The 24,054-nt window shown below is 66.8% G+C and carries 23 protein-coding genes; 18 read left to right on the top strand and 5 right to left on the bottom strand.

What is annotated here, in order from left to right; translation table 11 throughout:
• Positions 1-66: 66 nt before the first annotated feature.
• A complete protein-coding gene (locus tag ACQY4S_RS23110; RefSeq protein ID WP_428487543.1) occupies positions 67-255 on the bottom strand; it encodes a hypothetical protein in 189 nt (62 codons plus the stop codon).
• 684 nt (positions 256-939) lie between these two features.
• Between ACQY4S_RS23110 and ACQY4S_RS23105 the strand changes: the two genes are divergently transcribed.
• The 14 genes from ACQY4S_RS23105 to ACQY4S_RS23040 all read left to right on the top strand — a co-directional run bounded on the left by ACQY4S_RS23105 (position 940) and on the right by ACQY4S_RS23040 (position 14,968).
• The gene (locus ACQY4S_RS23105) at positions 940-1,182 is read left to right on the top strand and encodes a type II toxin-antitoxin system Phd/YefM family antitoxin (RefSeq protein ID WP_428487542.1); all 243 of its coding nucleotides are present in this window, start codon (positions 940-942) and stop codon (positions 1,180-1,182) included.
• The gene (locus ACQY4S_RS23100) at positions 1,182-1,571 is read left to right on the top strand and encodes a type II toxin-antitoxin system VapC family toxin (protein ID WP_428487541.1); all 390 of its coding nucleotides are present in this window, start codon (positions 1,182-1,184) and stop codon (positions 1,569-1,571) included. Before ACQY4S_RS23105 ends, ACQY4S_RS23100 begins: the two co-directional genes overlap by 1 nt.
• A 153-nt stretch (positions 1,572-1,724) precedes the next feature.
• Positions 1,725-3,875 (top strand): thiamine pyrophosphate-dependent enzyme, encoded by a 2,151-nt coding sequence (locus ACQY4S_RS23095; protein ID WP_428487540.1) that lies wholly within the window; start codon positions 1,725-1,727, stop codon positions 3,873-3,875.
• A gap of 1 nt (position 3,876) precedes the next feature.
• Complete coding sequence (locus ACQY4S_RS23090) at positions 3,877-5,412, top strand: indolepyruvate oxidoreductase subunit beta family protein (protein ID WP_428487539.1); 1,536 nt, start codon at positions 3,877-3,879, stop codon at positions 5,410-5,412.
• On the top strand, positions 5,409-6,719 hold the full coding sequence (locus ACQY4S_RS23085) for an aromatic ring-hydroxylating dioxygenase subunit alpha (protein WP_428487538.1): 1,311 nt from the start codon (positions 5,409-5,411) through the stop codon (positions 6,717-6,719). Before ACQY4S_RS23090 ends, ACQY4S_RS23085 begins: the two co-directional genes overlap by 4 nt.
• A 13-nt stretch (positions 6,720-6,732) precedes the next feature.
• Positions 6,733-7,209, top strand: coding sequence for an aromatic-ring-hydroxylating dioxygenase subunit beta (locus ACQY4S_RS23080; RefSeq protein ID WP_428487537.1), 477 nt, complete (start codon positions 6,733-6,735; stop codon positions 7,207-7,209).
• 50 nt (positions 7,210-7,259) lie between these two features.
• Positions 7,260-8,927, top strand: coding sequence for an AMP-binding protein (locus ACQY4S_RS23075; RefSeq protein WP_428487536.1), 1,668 nt, complete (start codon positions 7,260-7,262; stop codon positions 8,925-8,927).
• The gene (locus ACQY4S_RS23070; RefSeq protein WP_428487535.1) at positions 8,924-10,087 is read left to right on the top strand and encodes a thiolase family protein; all 1,164 of its coding nucleotides are present in this window, start codon (positions 8,924-8,926) and stop codon (positions 10,085-10,087) included. The genes ACQY4S_RS23075 and ACQY4S_RS23070 overlap by 4 nt, the downstream gene beginning before the upstream one ends.
• A complete protein-coding gene (locus tag ACQY4S_RS23065; RefSeq protein ID WP_428487534.1) occupies positions 10,084-11,325 on the top strand; it encodes an SDR family oxidoreductase in 1,242 nt (413 codons plus the stop codon). The genes ACQY4S_RS23070 and ACQY4S_RS23065 overlap by 4 nt, the downstream gene beginning before the upstream one ends.
• Positions 11,322-12,101 (top strand): cyclase family protein, encoded by a 780-nt coding sequence (locus ACQY4S_RS23060; protein ID WP_428487533.1) that lies wholly within the window; start codon positions 11,322-11,324, stop codon positions 12,099-12,101. Before ACQY4S_RS23065 ends, ACQY4S_RS23060 begins: the two co-directional genes overlap by 4 nt.
• Positions 12,098-12,814, top strand: a complete 717-nt coding sequence (locus tag ACQY4S_RS23055; RefSeq protein WP_428487532.1) for an SDR family oxidoreductase — start codon at positions 12,098-12,100, stop codon at positions 12,812-12,814. The genes ACQY4S_RS23060 and ACQY4S_RS23055 overlap by 4 nt, the downstream gene beginning before the upstream one ends.
• Before the next feature lie 13 nt (positions 12,815-12,827).
• Entirely contained in the window at positions 12,828-13,601 is a 774-nt protein-coding gene (locus ACQY4S_RS23050; RefSeq protein ID WP_428487531.1) for an aspartate/glutamate racemase family protein, read from the top strand.
• Between the two features lie 5 nt (positions 13,602-13,606).
• Positions 13,607-14,221, top strand: a complete 615-nt coding sequence (locus ACQY4S_RS23045) for a plasmid pRiA4b ORF-3 family protein (protein WP_428487530.1) — start codon at positions 13,607-13,609, stop codon at positions 14,219-14,221.
• 96 nt (positions 14,222-14,317) lie between these two features.
• Positions 14,318-14,968: an SOUL family heme-binding protein gene (locus tag ACQY4S_RS23040; RefSeq protein WP_428487529.1), complete on the top strand. Its 651-nt coding sequence runs from the start codon at positions 14,318-14,320 to the stop codon at positions 14,966-14,968.
• On the opposite strand, the gene ACQY4S_RS23035 is transcribed toward ACQY4S_RS23040, so the two are convergent.
• Together ACQY4S_RS23035 and ACQY4S_RS23030 are read right to left on the bottom strand one after the other, a co-directional pair.
• The gene (locus ACQY4S_RS23035; protein WP_428487528.1) at positions 14,910-15,830 is read right to left on the bottom strand and encodes an ion channel; all 921 of its coding nucleotides are present in this window, start codon (positions 15,828-15,830) and stop codon (positions 14,910-14,912) included. The genes ACQY4S_RS23040 and ACQY4S_RS23035 overlap by 59 nt on opposite strands.
• Positions 15,830-16,144 carry a hypothetical protein gene (locus tag ACQY4S_RS23030; protein WP_428487527.1) on the bottom strand — a complete coding sequence of 105 codons (315 nt, stop codon included), beginning with the start codon at positions 16,142-16,144 and terminating at the stop codon, positions 15,830-15,832. Before ACQY4S_RS23030 ends, ACQY4S_RS23035 begins: the two co-directional genes overlap by 1 nt.
• 163 nt (positions 16,145-16,307) lie before the next feature.
• Between ACQY4S_RS23030 and ACQY4S_RS23025 the strand changes: the two genes are divergently transcribed.
• A complete protein-coding gene (locus ACQY4S_RS23025) occupies positions 16,308-17,642 on the top strand; it encodes an NAD(P)/FAD-dependent oxidoreductase (RefSeq protein ID WP_428487526.1) in 1,335 nt (444 codons plus the stop codon).
• Between the two features lie 141 nt (positions 17,643-17,783).
• Here the strand turns inward: ACQY4S_RS23025 and ACQY4S_RS23020 are convergent, their stop codons facing one another.
• On the bottom strand, positions 17,784-19,253 hold the full coding sequence (locus ACQY4S_RS23020; RefSeq protein WP_428487525.1) for an MFS transporter: 1,470 nt from the start codon (positions 19,251-19,253) through the stop codon (positions 17,784-17,786).
• Positions 19,254-19,544: 291 nt separating this feature from the next.
• Between ACQY4S_RS23020 and ACQY4S_RS23015 the strand changes: the two genes are divergently transcribed.
• From ACQY4S_RS23015 to ACQY4S_RS23005, 3 genes are read left to right on the top strand one after another with little or no spacing between them, the layout of a single operon-like run.
• Positions 19,545-21,062, top strand: a complete 1,518-nt coding sequence (locus tag ACQY4S_RS23015; protein ID WP_428487524.1) for a tetratricopeptide repeat protein — start codon at positions 19,545-19,547, stop codon at positions 21,060-21,062.
• On the top strand, positions 21,059-21,436 hold the full coding sequence (locus ACQY4S_RS23010; RefSeq protein ID WP_428487523.1) for a DUF6165 family protein: 378 nt from the start codon (positions 21,059-21,061) through the stop codon (positions 21,434-21,436). The genes ACQY4S_RS23015 and ACQY4S_RS23010 overlap by 4 nt, the downstream gene beginning before the upstream one ends.
• Positions 21,437-21,443: 7 nt before the next feature.
• A complete protein-coding gene (locus tag ACQY4S_RS23005) occupies positions 21,444-22,112 on the top strand; it encodes a YggS family pyridoxal phosphate-dependent enzyme (protein WP_428487522.1) in 669 nt (222 codons plus the stop codon).
• Positions 22,113-22,165: 53 nt separating this feature from the next.
• On the opposite strand, the gene mutL is transcribed toward ACQY4S_RS23005, so the two are convergent.
• A complete protein-coding gene (mutL, locus tag ACQY4S_RS23000) occupies positions 22,166-24,022 on the bottom strand; it encodes a DNA mismatch repair endonuclease MutL (protein ID WP_428487521.1) in 1,857 nt (618 codons plus the stop codon).
• Between the last annotated feature and the right edge of the window lie 32 nt (positions 24,023-24,054).

Below are 24,054 nucleotides of genomic sequence, written 5' to 3'. Positions count from 1 at the left end.
CCAGCCAGCCGACGCCGCACAGGCCGATGCCGATCGCGGGGACGAGCGCCCAATACAGTTCAAAAGTCATGGAAGCCTCCCAAGCAGGCCGTAGGCCAAAGAAATAAAACTGATGCCACAGCCAATCCATAACATAATATGGACAGGATCGCCGACTGTGCCAGCCACGGTTGGCGCTATGATCCCGGCGAGAATGGAACCGACGCCGACATTGTTAAGCGCTGTTGCCAGAATTTTGATCTGTTCAGTGTTCATGTCGCGCGCGCCTCGCAACGTAGCCCTGAGCCACGCCCGCCGGCCACGCTGGATTGGCGCCGATTAGGGTCGAACCGTGTCCCGACCGGCGCACAGCCAGAGCTGGCAATATGTTCCATGAGCAGGTCGCCTCCGCGGTTCATGGCATTGTGCGACACGAAAGTCTGCCACAAATCACCAGCTCTACGAGACCGCCTAATCGATGTTATGCGGCGGCTAATGCGCACTCCTGTTTCGAAACTCAAGACATTCGGTCATTTCCATTAATTCTGTTGTCTCAACAGGTTACAGCTTCCGCGAGTAAGAGGGGCAAAACCCCGGGCACGCAGGTGCAGCATGATGCAGCGTCGAAGGACCAAATGACGGCAATCCGCCATTGTTGTGATGATGAGAATCGCAACAATGCTCGAGTTTACATAACTTGCCCGGGATTTTGCCCCTCTTACTTCCGCGAGATATGATTGAAATAGATGGCGCGTGCAAAGCGATCCGATGCACATGCCGGCGCAATCTGGCGCACTTCTTCTCAGCGACACCTGAGGTCACGGGTTCAGAGCACCCTCGGCTAGCCGCGCTTGCCGATCACCGCACGTCTGTGATCACCACGCCTCACGGACAAAACCTGCTTGCAGCCCAACCCGTATCTGCATTATGGACTAAGCTTAGTCCGGTTGGATACTAATCATGTCTCTCATCAACATTCATGCCGCTAAAACCCAGCTTTCGCGCCTTGTCGATGCCGCCAGCGCGGGGGAGGACATCGTCATCGCCCGCGCTGGCAAGCCGGTCGCCCGTCTCGTGCCGTTCATGGCCCCTGCCAAATCCGAGCGCCGCCAGTTGGGCATACTCGCCGGGCAGCTCAAGGTGCCAGCCGATTTCGACGCCGCACTGCCCGAGGAGGAACTCGACCGCTTCGAAGCATCCTGATGCGCCTGCTGCTCGACACCCACGTCCTGCTTTGGGCGCTCGATGAACCGGTTCGGCTGGACCGGGAGACAAGAGACCTGTTGGAGGACCCGAGCAACGAAGTCCTGTTCAGCGCCGCCTCGATATGGGAGATCGCCATCAAGGTGCGGCTCGGCCGAACCGATTTTCCGGTTCGACCCGAAGCGATCGCGGATGCCGCGCGTTCGACCGGTTTTACCGAGCTTCCGGTGTTTGCCGCGACCGCCGCCAAGGTCGCGGATTTGCCGCCGCATCACCGCGACCCGTTCGACCGCCTGCTGGTGGCACAGGCGATCGCCGAACCGGCGCGGCTTTATACCGCGGATGCGAAGCTGACGCCCTATTCCGAACTGGTGACCTTGATCCATTGAGCGCGCTCGGCTTTTATCTGGTTGAAGGTGGCTTAAATCCAGAAATCCCCGACCCCGATAGCTTCTTATGAATGCTCGCCCCGACGCCGCGCTGCCGCACGCTGGATCAAAGCCCCGCTCTGGTGCATGATCCACTGACACCATAGGATCAACATGGCAGAACGCTCCTTTGCCCGTGAAGTGCAGCAGCTCCGCCTCGGCGCCGGGCAGGAATTCCGCGGTGAGGGCATCCTGGCGATCACCAAGGCGCTGCTGGAATGCGGCGTCGGCTACGTCGCCGGCTATCAGGGCGCGCCGATCTCCCACCTGATGGACGTGCTGGCGGATGCGTCCGACATCCTGGCCGAGCTTGGCGTGCATTTTGAATCCAGCGCCAATGAAGCCGCCGCCGCCGCCACCTTGGCGACCTCGGTGATGTATCCGATCCGCGGCGCGGTGACGTTCAAGAGCACCGCCGGGACCAACGTCGCGTCCGACGCGCTGTCGAACCTGTCGTCCGGCGGGGTGACCGGCGGCGCGATGATCATCCTGGGCGAGGACTACGGCGAAGGCTCTTCCATCATGCAGGAGCGCAGCCATGCCTTTGCCATGAAATCGCAGCTCTGGCTGCTCGATCCGCGGCCGAATCTTCCTTCTATTGTGCGGGCGGTGGAACAGGGGTTCGAACTGTCGGAAGCGTCGAACACTCCGGTGATGCTGGAGGTGCGCATCCGTGCCTGCCACGTGCACGGCAGCTTCGTTACCAAGGACAACAAGAAGCCGCCGTTCAGCCTGACCCAGGCGCGCAACGCGCCGCGGCGCGACACCAGCCGCATCGTGCTGCCGCCCGCCAGCTTCGCGCATGAGCGGGACAAGATCGCCCGCCGCTGGCCCGAAGCGGTGAACGCCATCCGCAACCTGCGCATGAACGAGTTCCTCGACGGCGATCTGTCCGACATCGGCATCATCCTGCAGGGCGGGATGTACAACGGCGTGATGCGCGCGCTGATGCGCAGCGGCCTCGCCGACATCTGGGGCAACACCCGCGTGCCGCTGTATGTGCTGAACGTCACCTATCCGCTGGTGGACGAGGAAGTCGTCGACTTCTGCCGCGACAAGCGCGCCGTACTGGTGGTCGAGGAAGGCCAGCCCGACTTCATCGAGCAGGCGCTGTCCCGCATCCTGCGTGAAGCCGACCTGCCCACCCGCCTGATCGGCAAGCGTGTCCTGCCGATGGCAGGCGAATACACCGTCGCGGTGCTGGAGGACGGCGTGCGCGGCTTCCTCGCCACGGCCGCCCCCGATCTGGCCGCGGAACTCCTGCCGCGTGCCAACGCCGCCGCCGTGCTGGACGAGGAACCGGTTCGCGCCCTGGCCGCCGTGGTGCCGGCGCGGCCGCCCGGCTTCTGCACCGGCTGTCCGGAGCGGCCGATCTTCTCCGCCATGAAGCTGGTCGAGAAGGAACTCGGCTCGCATCACATCGCGGCGGATATCGGCTGCCACCTGTTCTCCATCCTGCCGCCGTTCAACATCGGTGCCACGACGATGGGCTATGGGCTGGGCCCGGCCTCGGCCTCGGCGCTGAATGGCGGCGAGGGCAAGCGGGTGATCTCGGTCATGGGCGACGGCGGGTTCTGGCACAACGGCCTGACGTCGGGGATCGGCAACGCGGTCTACAACAAGAGCGACAACGTCACGATCATTGTCGACAATCATTACTCGGCGGCGACGGGCGGGCAGGACCTGCTGTCGTCCCGCGCACCCGGCCGGCGGCGATCCACCGGCCACGCCATCGCGCAGGCGGTGCGCGGCGTTGGTGGACGCTGGGTGCGGCAGGTCGATCGGACGTATGACGTGGCGAGGATGCGCGACGTGCTGCGGGACGCGCTGACGACGGTCACGCGCGGGCCGAAGGTGATCGTCGCGTCATCCGAATGCATGCTGAACCGCCAGCGGCGGGAAAAACCGCTGGCACAGGCGGCGATCAAGGCGGGCAAGCGGGTGGTACGGCCCCGTTTCGGCGTCGACCAGGATGTCTGCACCGGCGATCACGCCTGCATGCGCCTGTCCGGCTGCCCGTCGCTGTCGCTGAAGCACACCGGCGAGAAATTGCGCGACGACCCGGTGGCGGCGATCGATAATTCCTGCGTCGGCTGCGGCCACTGCGGAGAAGTCGCGACGGCCGCGGTGCTGTGTCCGTCGTTCTACCGCGCCGACATCATCGAGAACCCGCGCTGGGCGGACCGCATGCTGGCGCGCCTCCGCGCCACCGTCATCACCGCCCTGCAACGCCGCCGCGCCGCTCGCCATTGGATGCCGGCCTGAGATGGATGGCACCCTTACACACGCCAGCACCCTGACGCGCCCGATCACCGTCGCCGTGCTGGCGATCGGTGGCCAGGGCGGCGGCGTGCTGGTCGACTGGATCGTGGCACTGGTGGAGCGGGAGGGCTGGCAGGCGCAATCCACCAGCGTGCCCGGCGTGGCGCAGCGTACCGGCGCGACGGTCTACTACGTGGAAGCGATCGCCGCGCTGCCCGGCCAGGTGCCGGTGTTCTCCGCCATGGCGGCGCCGGGCGACGTGGACGTGGTGATCGCGGCCGAGTGGATGGAGGCTGGACGCGCCATGCAGCGCGGCCTGGTCACACCGGACCGGACCACCCTGATCGCCTCCACGCATCGCGCCTTCGCGGTGTCGGAGAAGGAAATGCCGGGCGACGGCACGGCCGACCCAGGCGCGGTAACGCGGGCGGCACAGGCTGCATCCAGGCGGTTCGTGGCGTTCGACATGGCGGCGCTGGCGGAGCAGGCCGGCAGCGTGATCTCGTCAGTGCTGTTCGGCGCGCTGTGCGGCGCGGCTGTGCTGCCGTTCGGCCGCGACGCGTTCGAGGCGACGATCAGCGAAGCCGGCATCGGCGTGCAAGCCAGCCTGCGGGGTTTTGCGCTGGGTTTCGATGCAGCGCGCACGCCGCCGCAAGCAGCTCCGACGGCCGCGCCGCCGGACCTGCCGTCCATGTTGAAGCCGGTGGGACATGCGCCGTACGACGCGTTGCTGGCCCGTGCCGCCATGCTGCCGCCGGCAGCCCATGAGATGCTGGCCGAGGGGCTGCGGCATGTCGTGGGATACCAAGACGTCGCCTATGGCGCGGCGTATCTGGACGCGGTGGAGTCGGTTGCTTCCGCTGTCATGACGGGCGACCTGGCCCAAACCGCTGCCAAGTACATCGCCCGCGCCATGGTCTACGACGATGTCATCCGCGTCGCCACGCTGAAAACCCAGCCGTCCCGCACCGCCCGCGTCCGCCACGAAATGGCGGCCAAATCCGGTCAGCTCATCGCCACCACCGAATTCATGCATCCGCGCATGGAAGAACTCCTTGGCCTGCTGCCACCTGGTCTGGGTGAGGCCGTCGAACGGCGCCCCCGGCTGGTTGCCTCGCTGGACCGCGTGATCTGCGGTCCGCGGCGCATCAGGACCGACACCGTGACCGGCTTCCTGATGCTCTACGCCGCTGCCGGCCTGCGCGGCTGGCGGCGGCGGACGTTGCGGCACGCGCGGGAGTCGGCGCGCATCGAGGCCTGGCTGTCCACCGTGCGCGCCGTCGCCCCGCACGACCCGGCGCTAGCGGCGGAACTGCTGACCAACCAGCGGCTGATCAAGGGCTACAGCGAAACTCATGCACGCGGGCTAGACAAGTACGCCCGCGTGATGGCGGCGGCGGAACGCTTGCGCGGCCGGTCCGACGCTGCTGTCTGGGTCCGCCGCCTGCGGGAGGCCGCGTTGAAAGACGAGCAGGGTGCGGCGCTGGAGGAAGCGCTGCGGACCGTGGATTCGTTCCTTGACGAAAGGACGGCGGCATGACCAGCCGGTATCACGACAACCCTGATGCCCTGGCCGCCCTGGTGCGCGACGCCGAGGTGCATCGCGACGTCTACACCAGCCCGGACATCTTCACGCTGGAGATGCAGCGGCTGTTCGCCAACACCTGGATCTATGTCGGCCACGACAGCCAGGTGCCCAAGGCGGGCGACTATTATGGCACGACGATCGGCGCGCAGCCCGTGCTGATGGTGCGGCATGAGGACGGCGTGGTCCACGTCTTCTACAACCGTTGCCCGCACAAGGGCACCCGGATTACTACCGAAACCCACGGCAACACCGGCAAGTTCTTCCGCTGCCCCTACCACGCCTGGAGCTTTCGGACGGACGGCACCCCGGCCGCGCTGCCGCTGCCCACGGGCTATGAAAATGCGGCTTTCGCGCAAAGCCAGGCGGCGCAGGGCCTTACGCCGGTACGTCATGTCCACAACTACCGCGGCTTCGTCTTCGCCCGGATGACGGACAGCGGCCCCAGCTTCGAAGCCTATTTCGGAGACTCCCTGTCCAGCATCGACAACATGGTGGACCGCTCGCCAGCCGGCCGGCTGGAGGTCGCCGGCGGCGTGCTGCGCTATATGCACAACTGCAACTGGAAGATGCTGGTCGAGAACCAGACCGACACCTGCCATCCGATGGTCGCGCACATGTCCTCGGCCGGCGCCGCGATCGAGCTGTGGAAGCGGGCTGGTGAGCAGACGCCGAAGCCGATTGCGGTGGAGATCTACGCGCCCTTCATGGCGCCGTACGAGTTCTACGAGACGATGGGTATCCGCACCTGGAACAACGGTCATGGCCATACCGGGGTCAGCCATTCGATCCACTCGAACTATGCGGCGGTGCCTGGCTATTTCGAGCAGATGGTCAACGCCTATGGCGAGACGCGGGCCAAGGCGATCCTGGATGAGAGCCGCCACAACACGATCTATTTTCCCAACCTGATGGTGAAGGGGCCGATCCAGTTGCTGCGGCTGTTCAAGCCGCTCGCCGCCGACCGCACGCTGGTGGAAAGCTGGACGTTCCGCCTGGTGGACGCGCCGGACTTCCTGCTGGAGCGCACGCTGGTCTACAACCGGCTGATCAACGCCCCGACCTCGGTTGTCGGCCATGACGACCTTGAGATGTACGAGCGCGCGCAGGAGGGGCTGCAAGCCAACGGCAATCCCTGGGTCAGCCTGCACCGGCTTTACACGCCGAACGAAGCGCCGCTGGCGGTCGACAACGGCACCACCGAGCGGCAGATGCGCAACCAGTTCCGCGCCTGGGCCCGCTACATGACCGCGGCGGCATGACCCAGGCTGCATCATGATCACCAAGGACCACCTGATCACCTTTGTCTACCATGAGGCTCGGCTGATCGATGAACAGCGCTTCGACGAATGGCTGGCGCTGTTCGCCGAGGATGGCCGCTACTGGATGCCGCTCGAATACGGCCAGACCGACCGGCGGCTGACCACGTCGCTGATGGACGAGGACCTGTTCCTGCTGCGTCTGCGCGTCGAACGGCTGAAGGGCAACCGCACCTACAGTCAGAAGCCGCGCAGCCGGTGCCATCACGTGCTGCAGCAGCCGCAGGTGGATGTGTTCGATCCCGAGGCGAACCGATATGTCGTGTGGACGGCAATGCATTATGTGGAGACACGGCAGGACCGGCAGGACCTTTATGCCGCCTGGGCGACGCATGATCTGACGCTGATCGGCGGTGCCTTGCGCATCCAGCTCAAGCGGGTCGATCTGGTCAACTGCGATGCGGCCTTCGGCAGCCTTCAGCTTTTCCCATGAATGTTGCCCGAGCCGGACGCGGCGATGACACGAGGCGGAAGGCTTCCCTAGTGACGTCCGCCGCATCCACCGTCTTCGAGACCTTCGCCCGCGCCGCCCGCACCCACGCCACGCGCCCCTGGCTGTGCGTAACGCGGGACACCGCCGCCGCCTACGGCATCTCCGCCGGAGACATCACCTATGCACGGGCACTGGAGGACGTCCTCCGCCTACGGACACTCTATGACGAAGCTGGCTATGGCCCCGGCCATCGGGTCGGTCTGCTGCTGGAAAATCGTCCCGCCTTCTTGCTTCACTGGTTCGCGCTGAATGCTCTTGGCGTATCCATCGTCCCGCTGAACCCGGACCTGCGCATCACCGAGTTCTCCTATGTCATTCCACACTCAGAACTTGTCGCCATTGTCGCCGTCCCGTCCCGGCAGTCCGCGCTGCGGCAAGCCGTCGGAGATCGGAACGTGCCGATCAGCGCGCCCGACGCTCCGCCCGCGCCTGTGACACCGGGTGGTCCCGCACGTGAAGAGGCGGCGCTGCTCTATACCTCCGGCACCACGGGACAGCCCAAGGGCTGCGTTCTGCCGAATGGCTATTTCCTGCAAGCTGGCCAATGGTACGCCGGCCTCGGCGGCCTGGGCGCGATGCATACGGCGCAGGAGCGGATGCTGACCCCGCTGCCGCTGTTCCACATGAACGCGCTGGCCTATTCCGCCATGGCGATGCTGGAAACCGGCGGCTGCCTGATCCCGCTCGACCGATTCCATCCGCGCGGCTGGTGGGCGACGGTGCGGGAATCTCGCGCCACCGTCATCCACTACCTTGGTGTCATACCGCCAATCCTGATGGCTGATCCGCCCGGTTCGGCCGACCATGACCATGCTGTGCGTTTCGGCTTCGGCGCCGGGGTGGATGGCAAGCTGCATGCGCCGTTCGAGCAGCGTTTCGGCTTTCCCTTGATTGAAGCCTGGGCGATGACGGAAACCGGCGCCGGCGCGGTCATCGCCGCGCATGAAGAACCCCGCCACATCGGCACCTGCTGCTTCGGCCGCCCCGCGCCAGAGATTGAATGTCGACTCGTCCGCGAGGACGGCAGCGACATCGTCCGCGAGGACGGCAGCGACATCGTCCGCGAGGACGGCAGCGACATCGTCCGCGAGGACGGCAGCGACATCATCCGCGAGGCCGGCAGCGAACCTGGGGAGTTGCTGGTCCGTCACGCTGGTCCGGATCCGCGCCTCGGCTTCTTCCGCGAATACTTGAAGGACCCTCTCGCCACGGCCGAGGCCTGGAAGGACGGCTGGTTCCATACCGGCGACGTGGTGCGGCGCGGGCCGGACGGCTCGCTGCATTTTGTCGACCGCCGCAAGAACGTCATTCGCCGCTCCGGCGAGAACATCGCGGCGGTGGAGGTCGAAAGCGCGCTTCGCCAGCACCCCGCCGTCGCCGGTGTCGCCGTCGCGCCAATCGCCAATCCGGTGCGCGGCGAGGAAGTCTTCGCCTGTATCGTCACTCATGCCGAACCGAACCAGGCGCTGGCACACGAGATCGCGTCCTGGTGCGTTGATCGGCTGGCCTACTACAAGGCCCCTGGCTTCATTGCGTTCGTTCCGGAACTGCCGCTGACATCGACGCAAAAAATCCAGCGTGGCGAATTGAAGCGGCTGGTCGCCTCGCTGGCCGGCACCGCGTACGACACAAGAAGCTTGAAGCGGCGGCAACCATGAAACGCCGCGGCTACGATGGGGTGGCGGTGTGCGCACCGATCAGCATCCCGTATCGCCGCTACTCGGTGAACAGCGCGCACTGGTGGATCGGCCGAGCGCTCTGTGAACTGACGCGACGGGCGGGGCTGAAGCCGGGGGATCTTGATGGGTTGTCGGTGTCCAGTTTCACCTTGGCGCCGGATACAGCGGTAGGGCTGACCCAGCATCTTGGACTTTCGCCACGCTGGCTGGATCACGTGCCGATGGGCGGGGCGAGCGGCGGCGTGGCGCTGCGGCGGGCCGCGCGAGCCGTCCAGGCGGGGGATGCGGATTTCGTTGCCTGCGTCGCCGCCGATACCAACCACGTGGACAGTTTTCGCAAGACGCTGACGACGTTTTCCCGCTTCGCCCAGGACGCGGTCTATCCGTATGGCTCGGGCGGCCCGAACGCCAGCTTCGCGCTGATCACCCGTCACTACATGAACCGCACTGGTGCCACGCGGGAAGATTTCGGCCGCATCTGCGTCGCCCAACGCGCCAACGCGCAGCGCTACGATGGTGCGCTGATGCGCAAGACGCTGACGCTGGACGATTACCTCGGCGCCCGGGCGATTGCCGATCCAATTCATCTGTTCGACTGCGTGATGCCGTGTGCCGGCGCCGAAGCCTTCCTGGTCTGCCGGGACGATGACGCCTATGCACTCGGCCTGCCATTCGTCCGTGTTTTGTCAACAATCGAGCGGCACAACGCCTTTCCCGACGACCCGATCCAGTTCCGCGGCGGCTGGGCGGTGGACCGGGAGGAGTTCTGGGGCATGGCCGGTGTTACCCCGGATGCGGTGGACTTCCTGCAGACCTACGACGACTATCCGGTGATCGTGATGATGCAGATCGAGGACCTGGGTTTCTGCGCCAAGAACGGGGCACCTGAGTTCGTCCGCGCCCACAGCCTGACCGGCGACGGCGATTTCCCGCACAACACCAGCGGTGGGCAGCTCTCGGTCGGTCAGGCCGGCGCCGGCGGCGGCTACCTGGGGCTGGTGGAGGCGGTGCGGCAGTTGACCGATACAGCGGGTGCCACGACGGTTCCCGATGCACGGATCGGCCTGGTCTCCGGCTTCGGAATGATCAACTACGACCGCGGCCTGGCCAGTTCCGCCGTGCTGCTGGCTCGCGCATGACCCAGAAGCTGATCCGCCCTCGCCGGAAGGACCCGTTGAAGAAAACGCGGGAGCCGTTGCTGCCGCAGCCTACGCGCAGCCGCACCGCGCATGGCCTGACCGCCGCGGCGGCGGAGGGACGCTTCGCCCTGCAGGTCTGCGCCGATTGCGGTTCTTGCCTGTATCCCCCGTGCGACGCCTGCCCGCACTGCCTTTCGGTTCGTGTGCCGTTCCAGGACGTCTCGCCGAGGGGCGTGCTGCTGGCGGAGACGACGATCCGCACCAGCACCGATGTCTATTTCCGCGAGCGCATGCCCTGGCGCATCGGCACGGTGGCCTTGGAGTGCGGCCCGTCCTTCGTCGCACATCTGCACGGCGATGTGGTGGAAGGAGCACAGGTTCGCATGACCCTGCGGCTGGACAAAAGCGGCAACGCGGTTGCCATGGCCATGCCGGAAGCCCCGACCGCGCATCAGGAGGACGACGTGCAGCTTCGCGAGCTGACCTGCGATCCCAAGTTCCGCCGCGTGCTGGTCACCGACGGCCGCAACGCCACCGGCCAGGCGATGGCACGGGCAATGGCGGCGGCGGGTGCGTCCCTCATTTTCGTCGGCATTGCCGATCCATGGAAGCCGTTCCCTGACGAGGCGGCGTTGCTGTCGATTGCCGGCGTGGAGATCGTGCCGCTGGACGTCACCGACAGCCAGGCCGTCGCCGACGTTGCAGGCGAGATCAGTCACCGCGTCGATATCCTGGTCAACACCACGGAGCATGTCCGGTTCGGCGGCATCATGCATCGTCACGGCCTGACCATTGCGCGCGAGGAAATGGACGTCCGCTACTTCGGCATGTTGCGGCTGGCGCAACAGTTTGGTCCGACCATGCGCGCGCGTGGCGCCGACGGGGTGAACGCGGCGGCGGCGTTCGTCAACCTGCTGTCGGTCCATGCGCTGATGAACTGGCCGCCTTATGGCGCGTTCTCGGCAGCCGAGGCAGCGTGCCTGTCCGCGGCCCAGGCGTTACGAGCGGAGTTGCGCGGCGGCGGCGTAAAGGTGCTGAACATGTTCACGGGTCCGCTGGAAACCGAATGGTTCCAGTCGGTGCCGCCGCCCAAGGTGGCGCCCGCCGCCCTGGCCTCGGCGACCGTCGACGCACTGCGGCGCGGCGTCGAGGACGCCTATGTCGGCGACATCGCGCAGGACATCCGTGCCCGCCTGGATGTGCAGCCGAAGGCGCTGGAGCGGGAGCTTGGCCTGTGAGCGTCCTGGCGACCCTCGCCGCCGCCCTGGCCAGCGGCACCATTCGCGTCATCGACCTGACCCACACCCTGGCACCCGACTTCCCGACCATCGTCATGCCGCCCGAGCTCGGCCAGTGCGCCCCGTTCCGCATGGAGGAAGTGTCGCGCTACGATGAGCGCGGACCTGCCTGGTACTGGAACAACGTCTCCATGGGCGAGCACACCGGGACGCATTTCGACGCGCCGATCCACTGGGTAACCGGCAAGGAACTGCCCGATAATGCGGTGGACACGATACCGCCGGAACATTTCCTCGCCCCTGCCTGCGTTATCGACTGTTCAACCGAATGCGCCGCCGACGCCGACTTCGTCCTGACCATCCCCTTCGTCGAGGCCTGGGAGGCGCGTCATGGCCGCATCCCGCCGCGCGCCTGGGTGCTGCTGCGCACTGACTGGCACAAGCGGCCGCCGCGCGATTACGTCAACCTGTCGGATGACGGTCCGCATTCGCCCGGCCCGGCGCCGGCGGTGGTGAAGTGGCTGGTGGAGGAACGCGACGTGCATGGCCTAGGCACGGAAACAATTGGCACCGACGCCGGGCAAGCCGCGCATTTCACCCCGCCCTATCCGGCGCACCATTACATGCACGGGCGCGGGCGCTACGGCTTGCAGTGCCTGGCGAACCTCGACCTGTTGCCGCCAGTGGGCGCGCTGCTGCTGACCGCGCCGCTGAAGATCCGCCAGGGTTCCGGCAGTCCGCTGCGCGTGCTGGCGCTGGTGGAGACAACGCCGTGACGGTCGCTGTGGTCACCGGCGGCAGCACCGGCATCGGTGCGGCGATCTGCGCGCGGATGCTTGCCGCCGGCCATCACGTCGTTTCTCTATCGCGCCGCCCGTCCCTGGACGCCCGCTGTGAGCATGTTGAAGTCGATCTTTACGATGCGGTGGCGACCGCGCAGGCCGCACAATCGATCGCGCAGCGCCATGCAATCTCTCACGTCGTGCACAATGCTGGCGCGATCCGGGCGCGGCCGCTGCCCGATGTCGGCACCGAGGACATCGCCGCCCTCGCGCAACTGCACCTGAACGCGGCCCTGGCGCTGGTGCAGGCCGCACTGCCGGCGATGCGCGCCGCTGGCTTCGGCCGCATCATTCTGGTTTCCTCCCGCGCGGCGCTCGGCCTTGCCACCCGCACCGCCTATTCCGCAACGAAGGCGGGGATGATCGGCATGGCCCGTACCTGGGCGCTGGAACTGGCCCACGACCAGATTACCGTGAATGTCGTCGCACCCGGCCCGATCCGGGAGACCGAGATGTTCTACGCCGTGGTGCCGGCGGACAGTGAACGGGAAGCCGCCCTCGCCGCCGCGATCCCGGTGAAGCGCCTCGGTATACCGGCGGACGTGGCCGAGGCGGTGATGTTCTTCGCCGGCCCGGGCAGCGGGTTCATCACCGGGCAGACCCTGTTCGTCTGCGGCGGCTCCAGCGTAGGCTCGCTGACGATCTGAAGGGAATTCCGGCATGCGCATCTGGTACCAGAGCTACGTCGACTACGAGAATGGCGCGCTGTATTGGGACATGCTGCGCGCGCATCTGCAGGATATCGTCGATCCTGGGACCGACATCGAGGTGCACGGCATCACGCCACACGATTCCTATGCGCATCCGATCATGGAATTCCGCTGCGCGCGCGAAGTCATCTGCAACGCCATCCGCGCCGAACAGGAAGGCTACGACGCGTTCATCATCGGCCACTTCCAGGACGCCGGGCTGTACGAATGTCGATCCGTCGTTGATATCCCGGTCGTCGCGTTGGGCGAAGCTTCCATGCTGCACGCCTGCCAACTGGGACAACGAACCGGCATCGTGACGATCAACCCGCGCTACATCTCCTGGTTCCACCATCAGATTCGCAAGTACGGCCTGGAACATCGGGTGACCGGCGTGCATGCCATGACCTTCGAGCCTGGCGAGATCCTGCGCGCCTACCAGGACAATGCACTGGCGGTCGACGTGGAGCGGAAATACGCCGAACAGGCGAAGCCGCTGGTGGCGCAGGGCGTCGATGTGCTGATCCCCGGTGGCGGCATCCCGATGCTGCTGTTCGCCCGCATCCGTTCCCATGCGGTTGATGGCGCCCCGGTGATCAACGGCATCCCGATCGTGGTGAAGGCCGCCGAGACCGCGGTAAAACTGCGCCGCCTGACCGGGCTGGGCGTCAGCCGCACCTCCGACTACGTCAAGGCGCCGCCGCACGTGATCGAGGAGTTCCTGACCTATCCAAAAGGATTGTGATCGGCATGGACACCCCGGAGAAATACGCCCGCATCCGCCTCAGCCTGCAAGACATCACCCCCGAAATCTGGCGTCGGGTCGAGGTTCCGCTCGGCATGAACCTAAAGGGTCTGCACGACGTGATCCAGGCGGTGATCGGCTGGTCTGACTACCATCTGTTCGAGTTTAGGATTGGGGAGAAATCCTACGGCGTTCCCGCCCCTGATGAGGATTACGGGCGCAAGGTCCACCACGCGAAGTCAATGAAACTCCAGGCGCTCGTCAACAAGGGCATCGAGCGCTTCGATTACGCCTACGACTTTGGCGACGACTGGCATCTGACCGTGGTCATCGAAGCAGTGGGAGAAACCGATCCGACACTGTTTTACCCTCGCTTCGTCGACGGCGCCAGACGCGGGCCGCCCGAGGATGTCGGTGGCCCATTCGGTTACCCGGACTTCCTGAAGGCGGTCACCAACCGGCGCAACCGCGAGCATCGCCGGCTGATCGAGTGGTATGGTGGTCCTTACGATCCGGACGACCTCGATTTATCCAACATGCGCGAGCGGCTTGCCTGGATCGTGCAACGCCGCCAGGCCGGCAAGGCCGCCTATGCTTCCGCAAGCGCTCGGCGGACGTGATCTTCCGGCTATCACGGATGATGCACCCGACCTGCTCGCGGACTTGTCCCCGCGGCCGTCTGTCGCATGTAGATGCGACAGGGAACGGACACGCACATGGGCACGATCTTCTACTATTTGATGACCTTCGCGGAAGCCAGCCTGGGCGTGGTCGGCATTCGCGGCCTGTACGAGCAGCCGCATTACACGGTCGTTGAGCGGCTTCCGGGCAGTGTGGAAATCCGCGACTATCCCAAGCGCGTCGCGGCGGAGACCGATGACGACAGCGGCGGCAGCGTCGCCTTCCCGCGGTTGTTCCGCTACATCACCGGCAACAACACCACCGGCGAGAAGATCGAGATGACCGCCCCGGTGTCGCAGCGCGGCGAGAAGATCGCCATGACGGTGCCGGTGCAAAGCAGCAAGGCTGGCGGCGTGATGCGCTTTTTCCTGCCCAACGACGTCGTGGCGAAGGGGGCGCCAAAGCCGCTGGACCCGAATGTGCGGATCGTCACTGTCCCGGCCGAACAACTGGCTGTGTTGCGCTTCACTGGATGGCCGGACCGCGCCAGCGTCGAGGCCCATGACCGCCTGCTGCTGCAGGCGCTGGCCAAGGCGGGGAAGACCGCGGACGGCAAGCCCTTCCTGCTGACCTATGATGCGCCGTTCACGATCCCTTTCCTGCGGCGCAACGAGGTCGCGGTGGACATCAGCTCGCCCAGCGCGTCTGGTCTTGAACGTTCCCAAGGTCGGGTTCCAGCAGGCTGATCCGGGACAGGTCGGCGGTGGCCTGGCCATCGTTCCCCAGCGTAACGGAGTCAGCATAGCGCATGCCGAAGCGAATATGCGTGGCGTCGTAGTATTTCATGTCGTTCACGACGGTGGCGAGCGCCTGGTCGCGCGCCTCCAGCGTCAGGAACAGCCTGACTTCCCCCTGCTCCAACCAATCGGCACTGATGCCGCGCAACGGGCTGGCATCGTCGATCGGGTGCATCAGCGTCCAGGGCATGACGAACAGCGGCAGATGCGACTGCATCAGCGGCAGATCGTGAATGCGCCGAAAGAAACCGCCTTCCGCGGTACGCTCGCCCAGCAGGACGAACAGGCGGGCCTGCGCGCTGGTCATCATCGTCACGCGGGCGTTGGCGAAGCGCACCATCAGCGTGTGCTGGCCGTTGTTCGCGGTAATGACGGCCTGCTCCGCATAGACGATCTTCGCCTTTGGCCTGGAGAAGCGGACAAACAGCAGACCGGTCACGATGGCGGTGAACATCATGCCGCTGACAATCTCTATCGCCGAGACAATGTGGCCATAGGTCGTCGCCGGCGCCATCACGCCGTAGCCAACAGTTGCCAACGTCTCGATGCTGAAAAAGAACGAATCGCTGAGCGATCCAGGCCGGGCGTTGGCGATGTCGCCGGGACTGAGCCCATAGAGCAACGCGAAGAGAAGATTGATAGCCAGCCAGCCGACCAGCAGGACCGCGACGAAGGCGGGCCAGGACAGGCTGACGGCCAGATGATAGGGATCATGAATGTCGAACCGCGACGCGCCCAGCTTCAGCAGGCTGAGATCGCCTTGCAAGATCGGAATCGGCCGGTTCGGGCGGCGCGGCTTGTTCCCGTTCATTACCAGCGGCACACGCTGTCCGGGCAGCCTGCGTCGGCGCCGCCTTGCATCATTCCAAGTCCCATGTCCTGCATGATGGCACAGACCGAACCGGCCTTCCATGCCTGGTTCCGCCAGCAATCCACGCCGTGACCCGTCTGGCCGTGCACGATCATGGTTCCGTTATCAGAATGCGGCGTTATGGCCAGGTGGCCAGGCGTGTCGGCATGCGGGCTGTAGAAACCCGGAAATCTGCTGGAGAAGGAGCGTGGCTGCTCGATCGCCGCCGGTGGCGTCATGCCGAAGTCCAGCCAGTTGAGCAACACCTGCGGCATCGCCCGCGACGATACGGCGTTGGCTGGACCGCCAGACGGCGTGATCCAACCCAGGAGGCCGTGGCCATGGATGAGGGAATGATCAAGAGATTCGCATAAGGCTTTGCTGAACCAGGCAAGTCTCGTTACGATCCATACAACAGCGGTACGGATAAACCATTGCATGACAGTTGCGGCGAAATTGACCAGCGAACCATACCACGTTGTCGTCGCCGGCGGCGGCGCGGGCGGCCTTGAACTCGTCACCAAGCTTGGCGATACATTTGGCAAGCGCGGCCAGGCACGGATTACCCTGGTTGAACGTTCCCGCACCCATCTCTGGAAGCCGCTGCTGCACTCGGTGGCCGCCGGCAGCCTGCGACGGTCGCAGCATGAGCTGAACTATCTGGCCCAGGCGCACTGGCACCATTTCAATTACCGACTTGGCGAAGTGATCGGCCTGGATCGCGCGGCCAAGCAACTGCATCTGGCCGCGATGCACGATGAGGACGGACGGCAGATCACGCCACCGTCGTCGCTGGCCTACGACATGCTGGTCGTGGCCATCGGCAGCGTCACCAACGACTTCGGCACGCCCGGCGCGGCGCAATTCGCGGTGCCGCTGGAAAATCCGGAGCAGGCCAGCCGGTTCAACCGCCGGCTGGTCAACGCCTGCCTGCGGGCCAATGCCCAGGCCGAACCGGTACGGCCCGGCCAGTTGCACGTGGCGATCATCGGCGCCGGCGCCACCGGCACCGAACTGGCCGCCGAGTTGCACCGTACCGTGCGCGCCGTGCTGGCCTACGGCATGGACCACGTCGACCCGCTGCGCGACGTGCATATCGTGCTGATCGAGGCGGCCGAGCGCATCCTGCCCGCCCTGCCGGAACGGATCTCGATCGCTACGCTGGCGCTGCTGCGCTCGATCGGCGTCGAGGTGCGGACCGCTGCCCGCGTGGCCGAGGTTCGCGCGGATGGCGTCGTGCTGTCCACCGGAGAGGTCGTTCCGTCGGAACTCGTGGTCTGGTCGGCCGGGGTCAAGGCACCGGATTTCCTGCAGGACCTCGACGGGCTGGAGACCAGCCGGACCAACCAGTTGATGGTGTCGCCGACGCTGCAGACGACGCGCGATCCGGATGTCTTCGCGATCGGCGACTGTGCGTCGTGCCCGCAGCGGGGATCCACCACGCCGGTGCCGCCGCGGGCGCAGGCGGCGCATCAGATGGCTTCCCACATGCTGCGGCAGATCGAATTGCGGCTGGCGGGCAAGCCGCTGCAGCCTTGGCGCTACAAGGACTTCGGCTCCCTGGTGTCGCTGGGCAGGCACAGCACCGTCGGCAGCCTGATGGGCGGCCTGATGGGCCGCAGCATGTTCGTCGAGGGATTCTTCGCCCGCGTCATGTATCGTTCGTTGTACAAGATGCATGAGACGGCGTTGCATGGCGGCGCCTCGGTGTTCTGGCGAACCGTGGTCAGCACGATTTCCCAGCGGCCGACGCCGATCGTGAAGCTGCATTAAAGCGCGAGTGGTTCAGGTTGACTCACGGGTCGCGCTTAAACTCATTGTTTGGCATGCTTTACGCGAGTCAACCGGCCACCCGCGAAGATGCAAGTTCGGACGATCATGGTCCAACGGTCTTCCGGCAGGCGGTTGGCGGGACTATTCGCCGGCGCGCGGCGCCGGTGCGGGCAATGGCGCCGCGGCTTCGGCCGCATGCCGCCCGGTCAGATCGTCGCCGGCGCCGATCGGCATCAGCACCGCGATCGGCGCGGCTGCCAGGGTCATCAAGCCCACCACCACGAACGCCGCGCTGAAGTCCGATGTTTCCGGGGCCGCGTGGCCAGCCGTCAGCCGCGCGACCTCCAGCGCCAGCGCGCCGACCGAGACGCCGATCGTCGCGGCGAGCTGTTGTCCGGCGGTGTACAGGCTGGTCGCAGCACTCATTTGCGCCCGCGGCACGTCGCCATAGGCCAGCGTGTTATAGGCGGTGAACTGCAGGGACCGCAGGAAGCCGCCGACCAGCAGCACCAGGTAGATCGCCGCCGCCGGCCAGGTCGGGCGGAACGCGGCGCAGGCCAGCAGCATGATCCCGGACAGCACGCCATTCCAGATCAGCGTGTCGCGGAAGCCGAACAGCCGCAGCGCGTACTGCGCGCCCGGCTTCATCACCAGCGCGCCGGCGGAACTGGCGAAGGTGATCAGCCCGCTGGCGACCGCGGTCCGGCCGAAGCCGACCTGCAGCATCATCGGCAGCAGGAAGGGGATCGCGCCGATGCCGGTGCGGAACAGCATCATCGCGCTGAACGACAACCCAAAGCAAGGCAGCCGCATCAGCGTGAAATCCAGCAGCGGCGCGGGATGCCGCCGGGCATGGAGGTAATACAGCAAGGCGAACGCGATGCCGGCGGCGATCATGGCTTCCGTCAGCGCCGCGGAGACGACGCCGCGCCCGGCCGTCTCCAGCCCGAACATGATGCCGATCAGTGCCAGCCCGGTGAGCAGTAGTCCTCGCAGATCGAAGCCGCCGCGCGGTGTTTCGCGAAAGTCCTTGATGAACAGGCTTACTGCCACAAGACCGATCAGGCCGACCGGGATGTTGATGAAGAACGTCCAGCGCCAATTGAAGTAGGTGACGATGAAGCCGCCCACCGGCGGTCCCACCACGGGACCCAACAAGGCCGGCATGGTCAGCCAGGCCATCGCGGCCACCAGCTCGGACTTCGCCGCGGTGCGCAGCAGCAGCAGCCGCCCGACCGGCACCATCATCGCCCCGCCGGCGCCCTGCAGCACCCGCGCGGCCACCAGTTCCACCAGGCCGTTCGACAGGCCGCAAAGGATCGAGCCCACGGTGAACACGACGATCGCCGCCCGGAACACGTTGCGCGTGCCGAAGCGGTCGGCCACCCAGCCGCTGGCCGGAATGAACACCGTCAGGCTGAGCAGATACGATGTCAGCGCCACGTTCATCCGCACCGGGTCGTAGCCGAAAGCGCGCGCCATCGTCGGCAAGGCCGTGGCGATGACCGTCGAGTCGAGGTTCTGCATGAACAGCGCGCAAGCAACGATAACGGCGGTCAGGCGAGTCTGGCGGGAGACCCGGTTGGAACGGGGAACTGGCTGATCCGGCATGCCGCCAGTGTCGCGCCGGACGTGGCCAGAGGGAAGCCCATTCCGTCGGAAACCGCCTGCATCGCCCGCGTCTTGCCGCTAAGGTTCGGCGACCATGGCCGGCACGGGCGATGGCGCCGGCCATGCAACCGAATGATGTCGGGTCGCAAGACCGCTTCTGCCGGCGCATGACGGTGGACCGGCGCACGATCCATTGGCCGGCGCCGGCGCGCGGCAGCGGCTTTTCCAGGCCTATGACCGCTGGCACTGCACCCGCTGGACGGCTCGCGCACGTAGCGCTACGCCCCGACCATGAGCAGGCGGTCGCAACAGATCGAGGCGCTGTTCCAGCAGGGCCAGCGCCTGCACGGGACCGGGCGGCTGAGCGAGGCGGAGCCGATCTACCGGCAGGTCCTCGCCGCCGCTCCACGCCATGCGGAGGCGCTGCATGCCCTCGGCGCGCTGGCGCTGCAGGCCGGCCGAGCGGACGCGGCCGAGGCGCTGGTAAAGCAGGCCATCGCGCTAAAACCCGCGGCGATGTTTCACCTGACACGGGCGCACGTGCTGCTCGCCTTGCGCCGGCCGACCTTGGCCGAACGGGCCTGCCGCCTGGTGCTGCGCGCTCGGCCGGACAGTGCCGAGGCGCACCAGGCGCTGGGCCATGCCTTGAGCGACGGCGGCGATGCGCAAGCCGCGATCGAAGCCTACCGCCAGGCGTTGCGCCTGAACCCCGACCTGCCCGATATCCGCAACAACCTGGGTTCGGCCTTGCGCCAGGCCAATCGGCTGGAGGCGGCGGAGCAGGAACTGCGCGCCGCACCGCCCGAGGCCGGCACGCTGGTCAATCTGTCCAGCGTGCAGAAGGAACGCGGTGCGTTCGACCGGGCGGAGGCGACGTTGCGCCAGGCCCTCGCGCTCGCCCCTGGCGACCCGATCCTGCACTACAACTGGTCGCTGCTGATGCTGCTGCTGGACCGGCCCGAGCAGGCCTGGGCCGGCTGGGAGCAACGCTTCCGCGCCGGCGCGGTGCCAGCGCGGCACGTCCCGCGGCCGGAATGGAACGGCGACAGCCTGGGCGACCGGACCCTGCTGGTGCACCCGGAGCAAGGGCTGGGCGACACGATCCAGTTCTGCCGCTACCTGCCCGCGATCACCGGCCGCGTGGTGTTCGACGCGCCGCCGAAGCTGACCCGCCTGCTGTCGAGCAACCCGGCGATGCCGCCGATGGGCACCGCCGGCACCACACGGTTCGACGTGGTCGCGCCGCTGCTCAGCCTGCCAGCCCGCATGACGGAAAAATCCGCCGGACCGCCTTATCTGGCCGCCGAACCGGAGCGCGAAAGCGCCTGGCGCGACCGCATCGGCGCGACCGGGTTTCGCGTCGGCATCGCCTGGCAGGGCTTTTCCGGCCGGCACGAGGACAAGGGGCGGTCCATTCCGCTGACCGCCTTCCGGTCGCTGGCATTGCTAGGCGTGCGCCTGATCAGCCTGCAGAAAGGCGAGGGGGAGGCGCAGATCGCCGGCGCCGGCTTCCCGGTGGAGACGCTGGCGGGACTTGACGCGGGTCCGGATGCCTTCCTGGATACCGCCGCGGTGATGCGGACACTGGATCTGGTGGTGACCTCGGACACCGCCATTCCACACCTGGCCGGTGCGCTCGGCTGTCCGGTCTGGGTTGCGCTGCGCCTGGTGCCTGACTGGCGCTGGATGGTGCATCGCAGCGACAGTCCGTGGTACCCGACGATGCGGCTGTTCCGGCAAAGCCGCGATGGCGACTGGTCCACGGTGTTCGCGGAGATCGCCGCGGCGCTGGCCGATCGCCTGCCGTGACCGCGCCGATCATCCCGGTATCTTGGGGCGAACTGCTCGACAAGATCGCCATCCTGCAGATCAAGACGCACCGCCTGCGCGGACCGGATGCCGTGGCCAACGCGGCGCGGGAACTGGCGCTGCTGCGGCAGGCCATCGCCGTGCCGTCCGAGATCGCCGAACTTCGCAGCGCCTTGCTGGCGGTGAACACGCGGCTGTGGCGGATCGAGGAGCTGATCCGCGAGAAGGAACGCGATGGCGATTTCGGCGCCGGCTTCGTCGCCCTGGCCCGCACGGTCTACCACGAGAACGACGAGCGGGGCCGGATCAAGCAGGCGCTCAACCGGGCGCTGCGGTCACCCCTGGTGGAAGAGAAGCAGTATCCGGGTTATTAAGCCCGTCATGTCCGATACCAGTCCCATCGCCGATAATCTGCGCCGCATCCGCGAGCGCATCGCCGCCGCCGCGATCGCCGCCGGGCGCAAGCCGGAGGATGTCACCCTGGTCGCCGTCTCCAAGACCAAGCCGGCCGAGGCGGTCATCGCGGCGCTGCAAGCCGGTCAGACGGTGTTCGGCGAGAACCGGGTGCAGGAAGCCGCCGACAAATTCGCCGCGCTGCGCGCCCGGCATCGCCTGAGCCTGCACATCATCGGCGGATTGCAGACCAACAAGGCGCGCGACGCGGTGCGGATCGCCGACGTGATCGAGTCGCTGGACCGCCGCAGGCTGGCCGACGCGCTGGCCGCGGCGATCGACACGGCAGGCCGCGCGCCCAACCTGCTGATCGAGGTCAACACCGGGGCCGAACCGCAGAAGTCCGGCATCGCACGGGATGACGCGGACAGCTTCATCGGTGACTGCCGGGACCGTTTTGGCGCCGCGCTGGTGGGGCTGATGTGCGTCCCACCGCAAGACGAGGACCCACGGCCGCACTTCACCTGGCTGGCCGATCGGGCGGCGCGGCATGGGCTGCGGACCGTCTCGATGGGCATGTCGGCGGATTTCGAGACCGCCATCGCCTGTGGCGCCACCTGGGTGCGGGTGGGCAGCGCGATCTTCGGCGGGCGGTAAAGCCGGGGCCATGATCGAACGCTGGCGCGGATGCAACCTCAAATGATCATGGTCTAGCGCCGGCCGAACATCTTCTCGATGTCCGCCTTGGACAGCTTCAGCACGGTCGGCCGTCCATGGCTGCACGTCGCGGCGCGGGGCGTGGCTTCCATCCGCCGCAACAGCGCGCCCATTTCCGCCGGGGCGAGCTTGCGTCCCGCCCGGATGCTGCCGTGGCACGCCAGGCGGGCGATGATCGCGTCCAGCCGCGACGACAGCACGGTCTGCTCGCCGATTTCGGCAAGCTCGTCGGCGAGGTCGCGCAGCAGCGGCGCCGGTTCCGGCGCGCCAAGCGCCGCCGGCATGGCGCGAACCAGGATCGCACCGGGTCCAAACGCCTCCAGTTCCAGCCCTAGGCCGGCCAGCTCCGCCGCGCGCGCGATCAGCCGAACGACGTCGGACGGCGGCAGGTCGACCACCGCCGGCATCAGCAGCGGCTGGCCGCGGACGCCGCCCTCCAGCATCTGCGCGCTGATTGCCTCGTGGGTCAGCCGTTCATGCGCGGCGTGCTGGTCCACCAGCACCAGCGCGCCATCGGCGGCGACGGCGATGATGTAGGTGTCGAGCACCTGCGCCACCGGCGCGCCTAGCGGATGATCCGGCAACGGTGCCAGAGCGGCGATCTGCCGCGCGGCGGGCGCCCCGGCGAGAAACCCAAGCTGCGCCTCGGCCAGATGGCCAGGCGGCACGGACGCTGCGGCAAGCGACAGGAATGGCCGCGTTGGCGACGGCTGAACTGGGCTCCCCATCGGGCTCTCCAGCGGGCTTCCGATCAGGCTTCCCGCTGGATCTCCCGCTGGATCTCCCGTTAGACCAGTGCTGGGACGGGGCGACCAGGCGAGGCGGTTCCAGGATGGTGCCGGGTGCGGCATCGGTACCACCTGCCCGGTGCCAACGCCCAGGGCGCGCCGCACCGCGCCGATCACCAGCGACCGCACCGCCGCCGGATCGCGAAAGCGCAGCTCGGTCTTGGCTGGGTGCACGTTCACGTCCAGCTCATCCGGCGGCAGATCGAGATACAATGCGACCACGGGATGCCGTCCCGCGGCGATCACGTCGCGATAAGCGACCCGCAGGGCGGTTCGCAGCACCGGGTCGGCCACCGGCCGATGGTTTACCACGAAGGCTTGCGCCGCGGCGGTGGCACGGCTTACCGATGGCGTGCAGACATAGCCGCTGATGCGTAGCCCGCCGCGGTCCTGGTTGACCGGCAGCAGGACGGCCGCGGCATCGGCGCCGAACAGGCCAGCGACCCGTTCGACGCGGGGCTGCGCCGGGGCATCGAACACAATGTGGCCGTCGATCTCCAGGCGAAACGCGACCGCCGCCGCCGCCAGCGCCAGACGCCGCACCACCGCTTCGGCATGGTCGGCTTCGATGCGTGCGTTCTTGAGGAATTTTCGCCGAGCCGGGGTGGCGAAGAACAGGTCGCGCACCAGGACGCGGGTGCCGGCGGGTCCGGCGCTGGGGGTGACGGCGGAGACCACGCCGCCCTCCACGGCGATGCAGTTGGCATGATCCGCGCCATGCCGGCGGGCGGTGATGTGCAGCCGGGCCGCGGCGCCGATGGAGGGCAGCGCCTCGCCGCGAAAGCCCAGGGTGGTGATGCGGATCAGAGTCTCGTCGGACAGCTTGGAGGTGGCGTGGCGCAGCACCGCGAGCGCCAGTTCCTCGGCGGTCATGCCGCTGCCGTTGTCGGTGACCTCCAGACGGTCGATGCCGCCGCCGTCCAGGCAGACGGTGATGCGGCTGGCGCCGGCGTCCAGCGCGTTCTCCACCAGCTCCTTGGCGGCGGCGGCCGGCCGCTCGATCACCTCGCCGGCGGCGATGCGGTTGACGGTGGTCTCCGACAGCAGGCGAATACATGACATGGCGGGGTCAGGGCGCGCCGCGCCGGCATGGC

Source organism: Rhodopila sp. (assembly GCF_965276935.1).
Lineage (GTDB): Bacteria > Pseudomonadota > Alphaproteobacteria > Acetobacterales > Acetobacteraceae > Rhodopila.
Note: the sequence above shows the minus strand (reverse complement) of the source record. Positions and strands in the feature narration are given on the sequence as shown.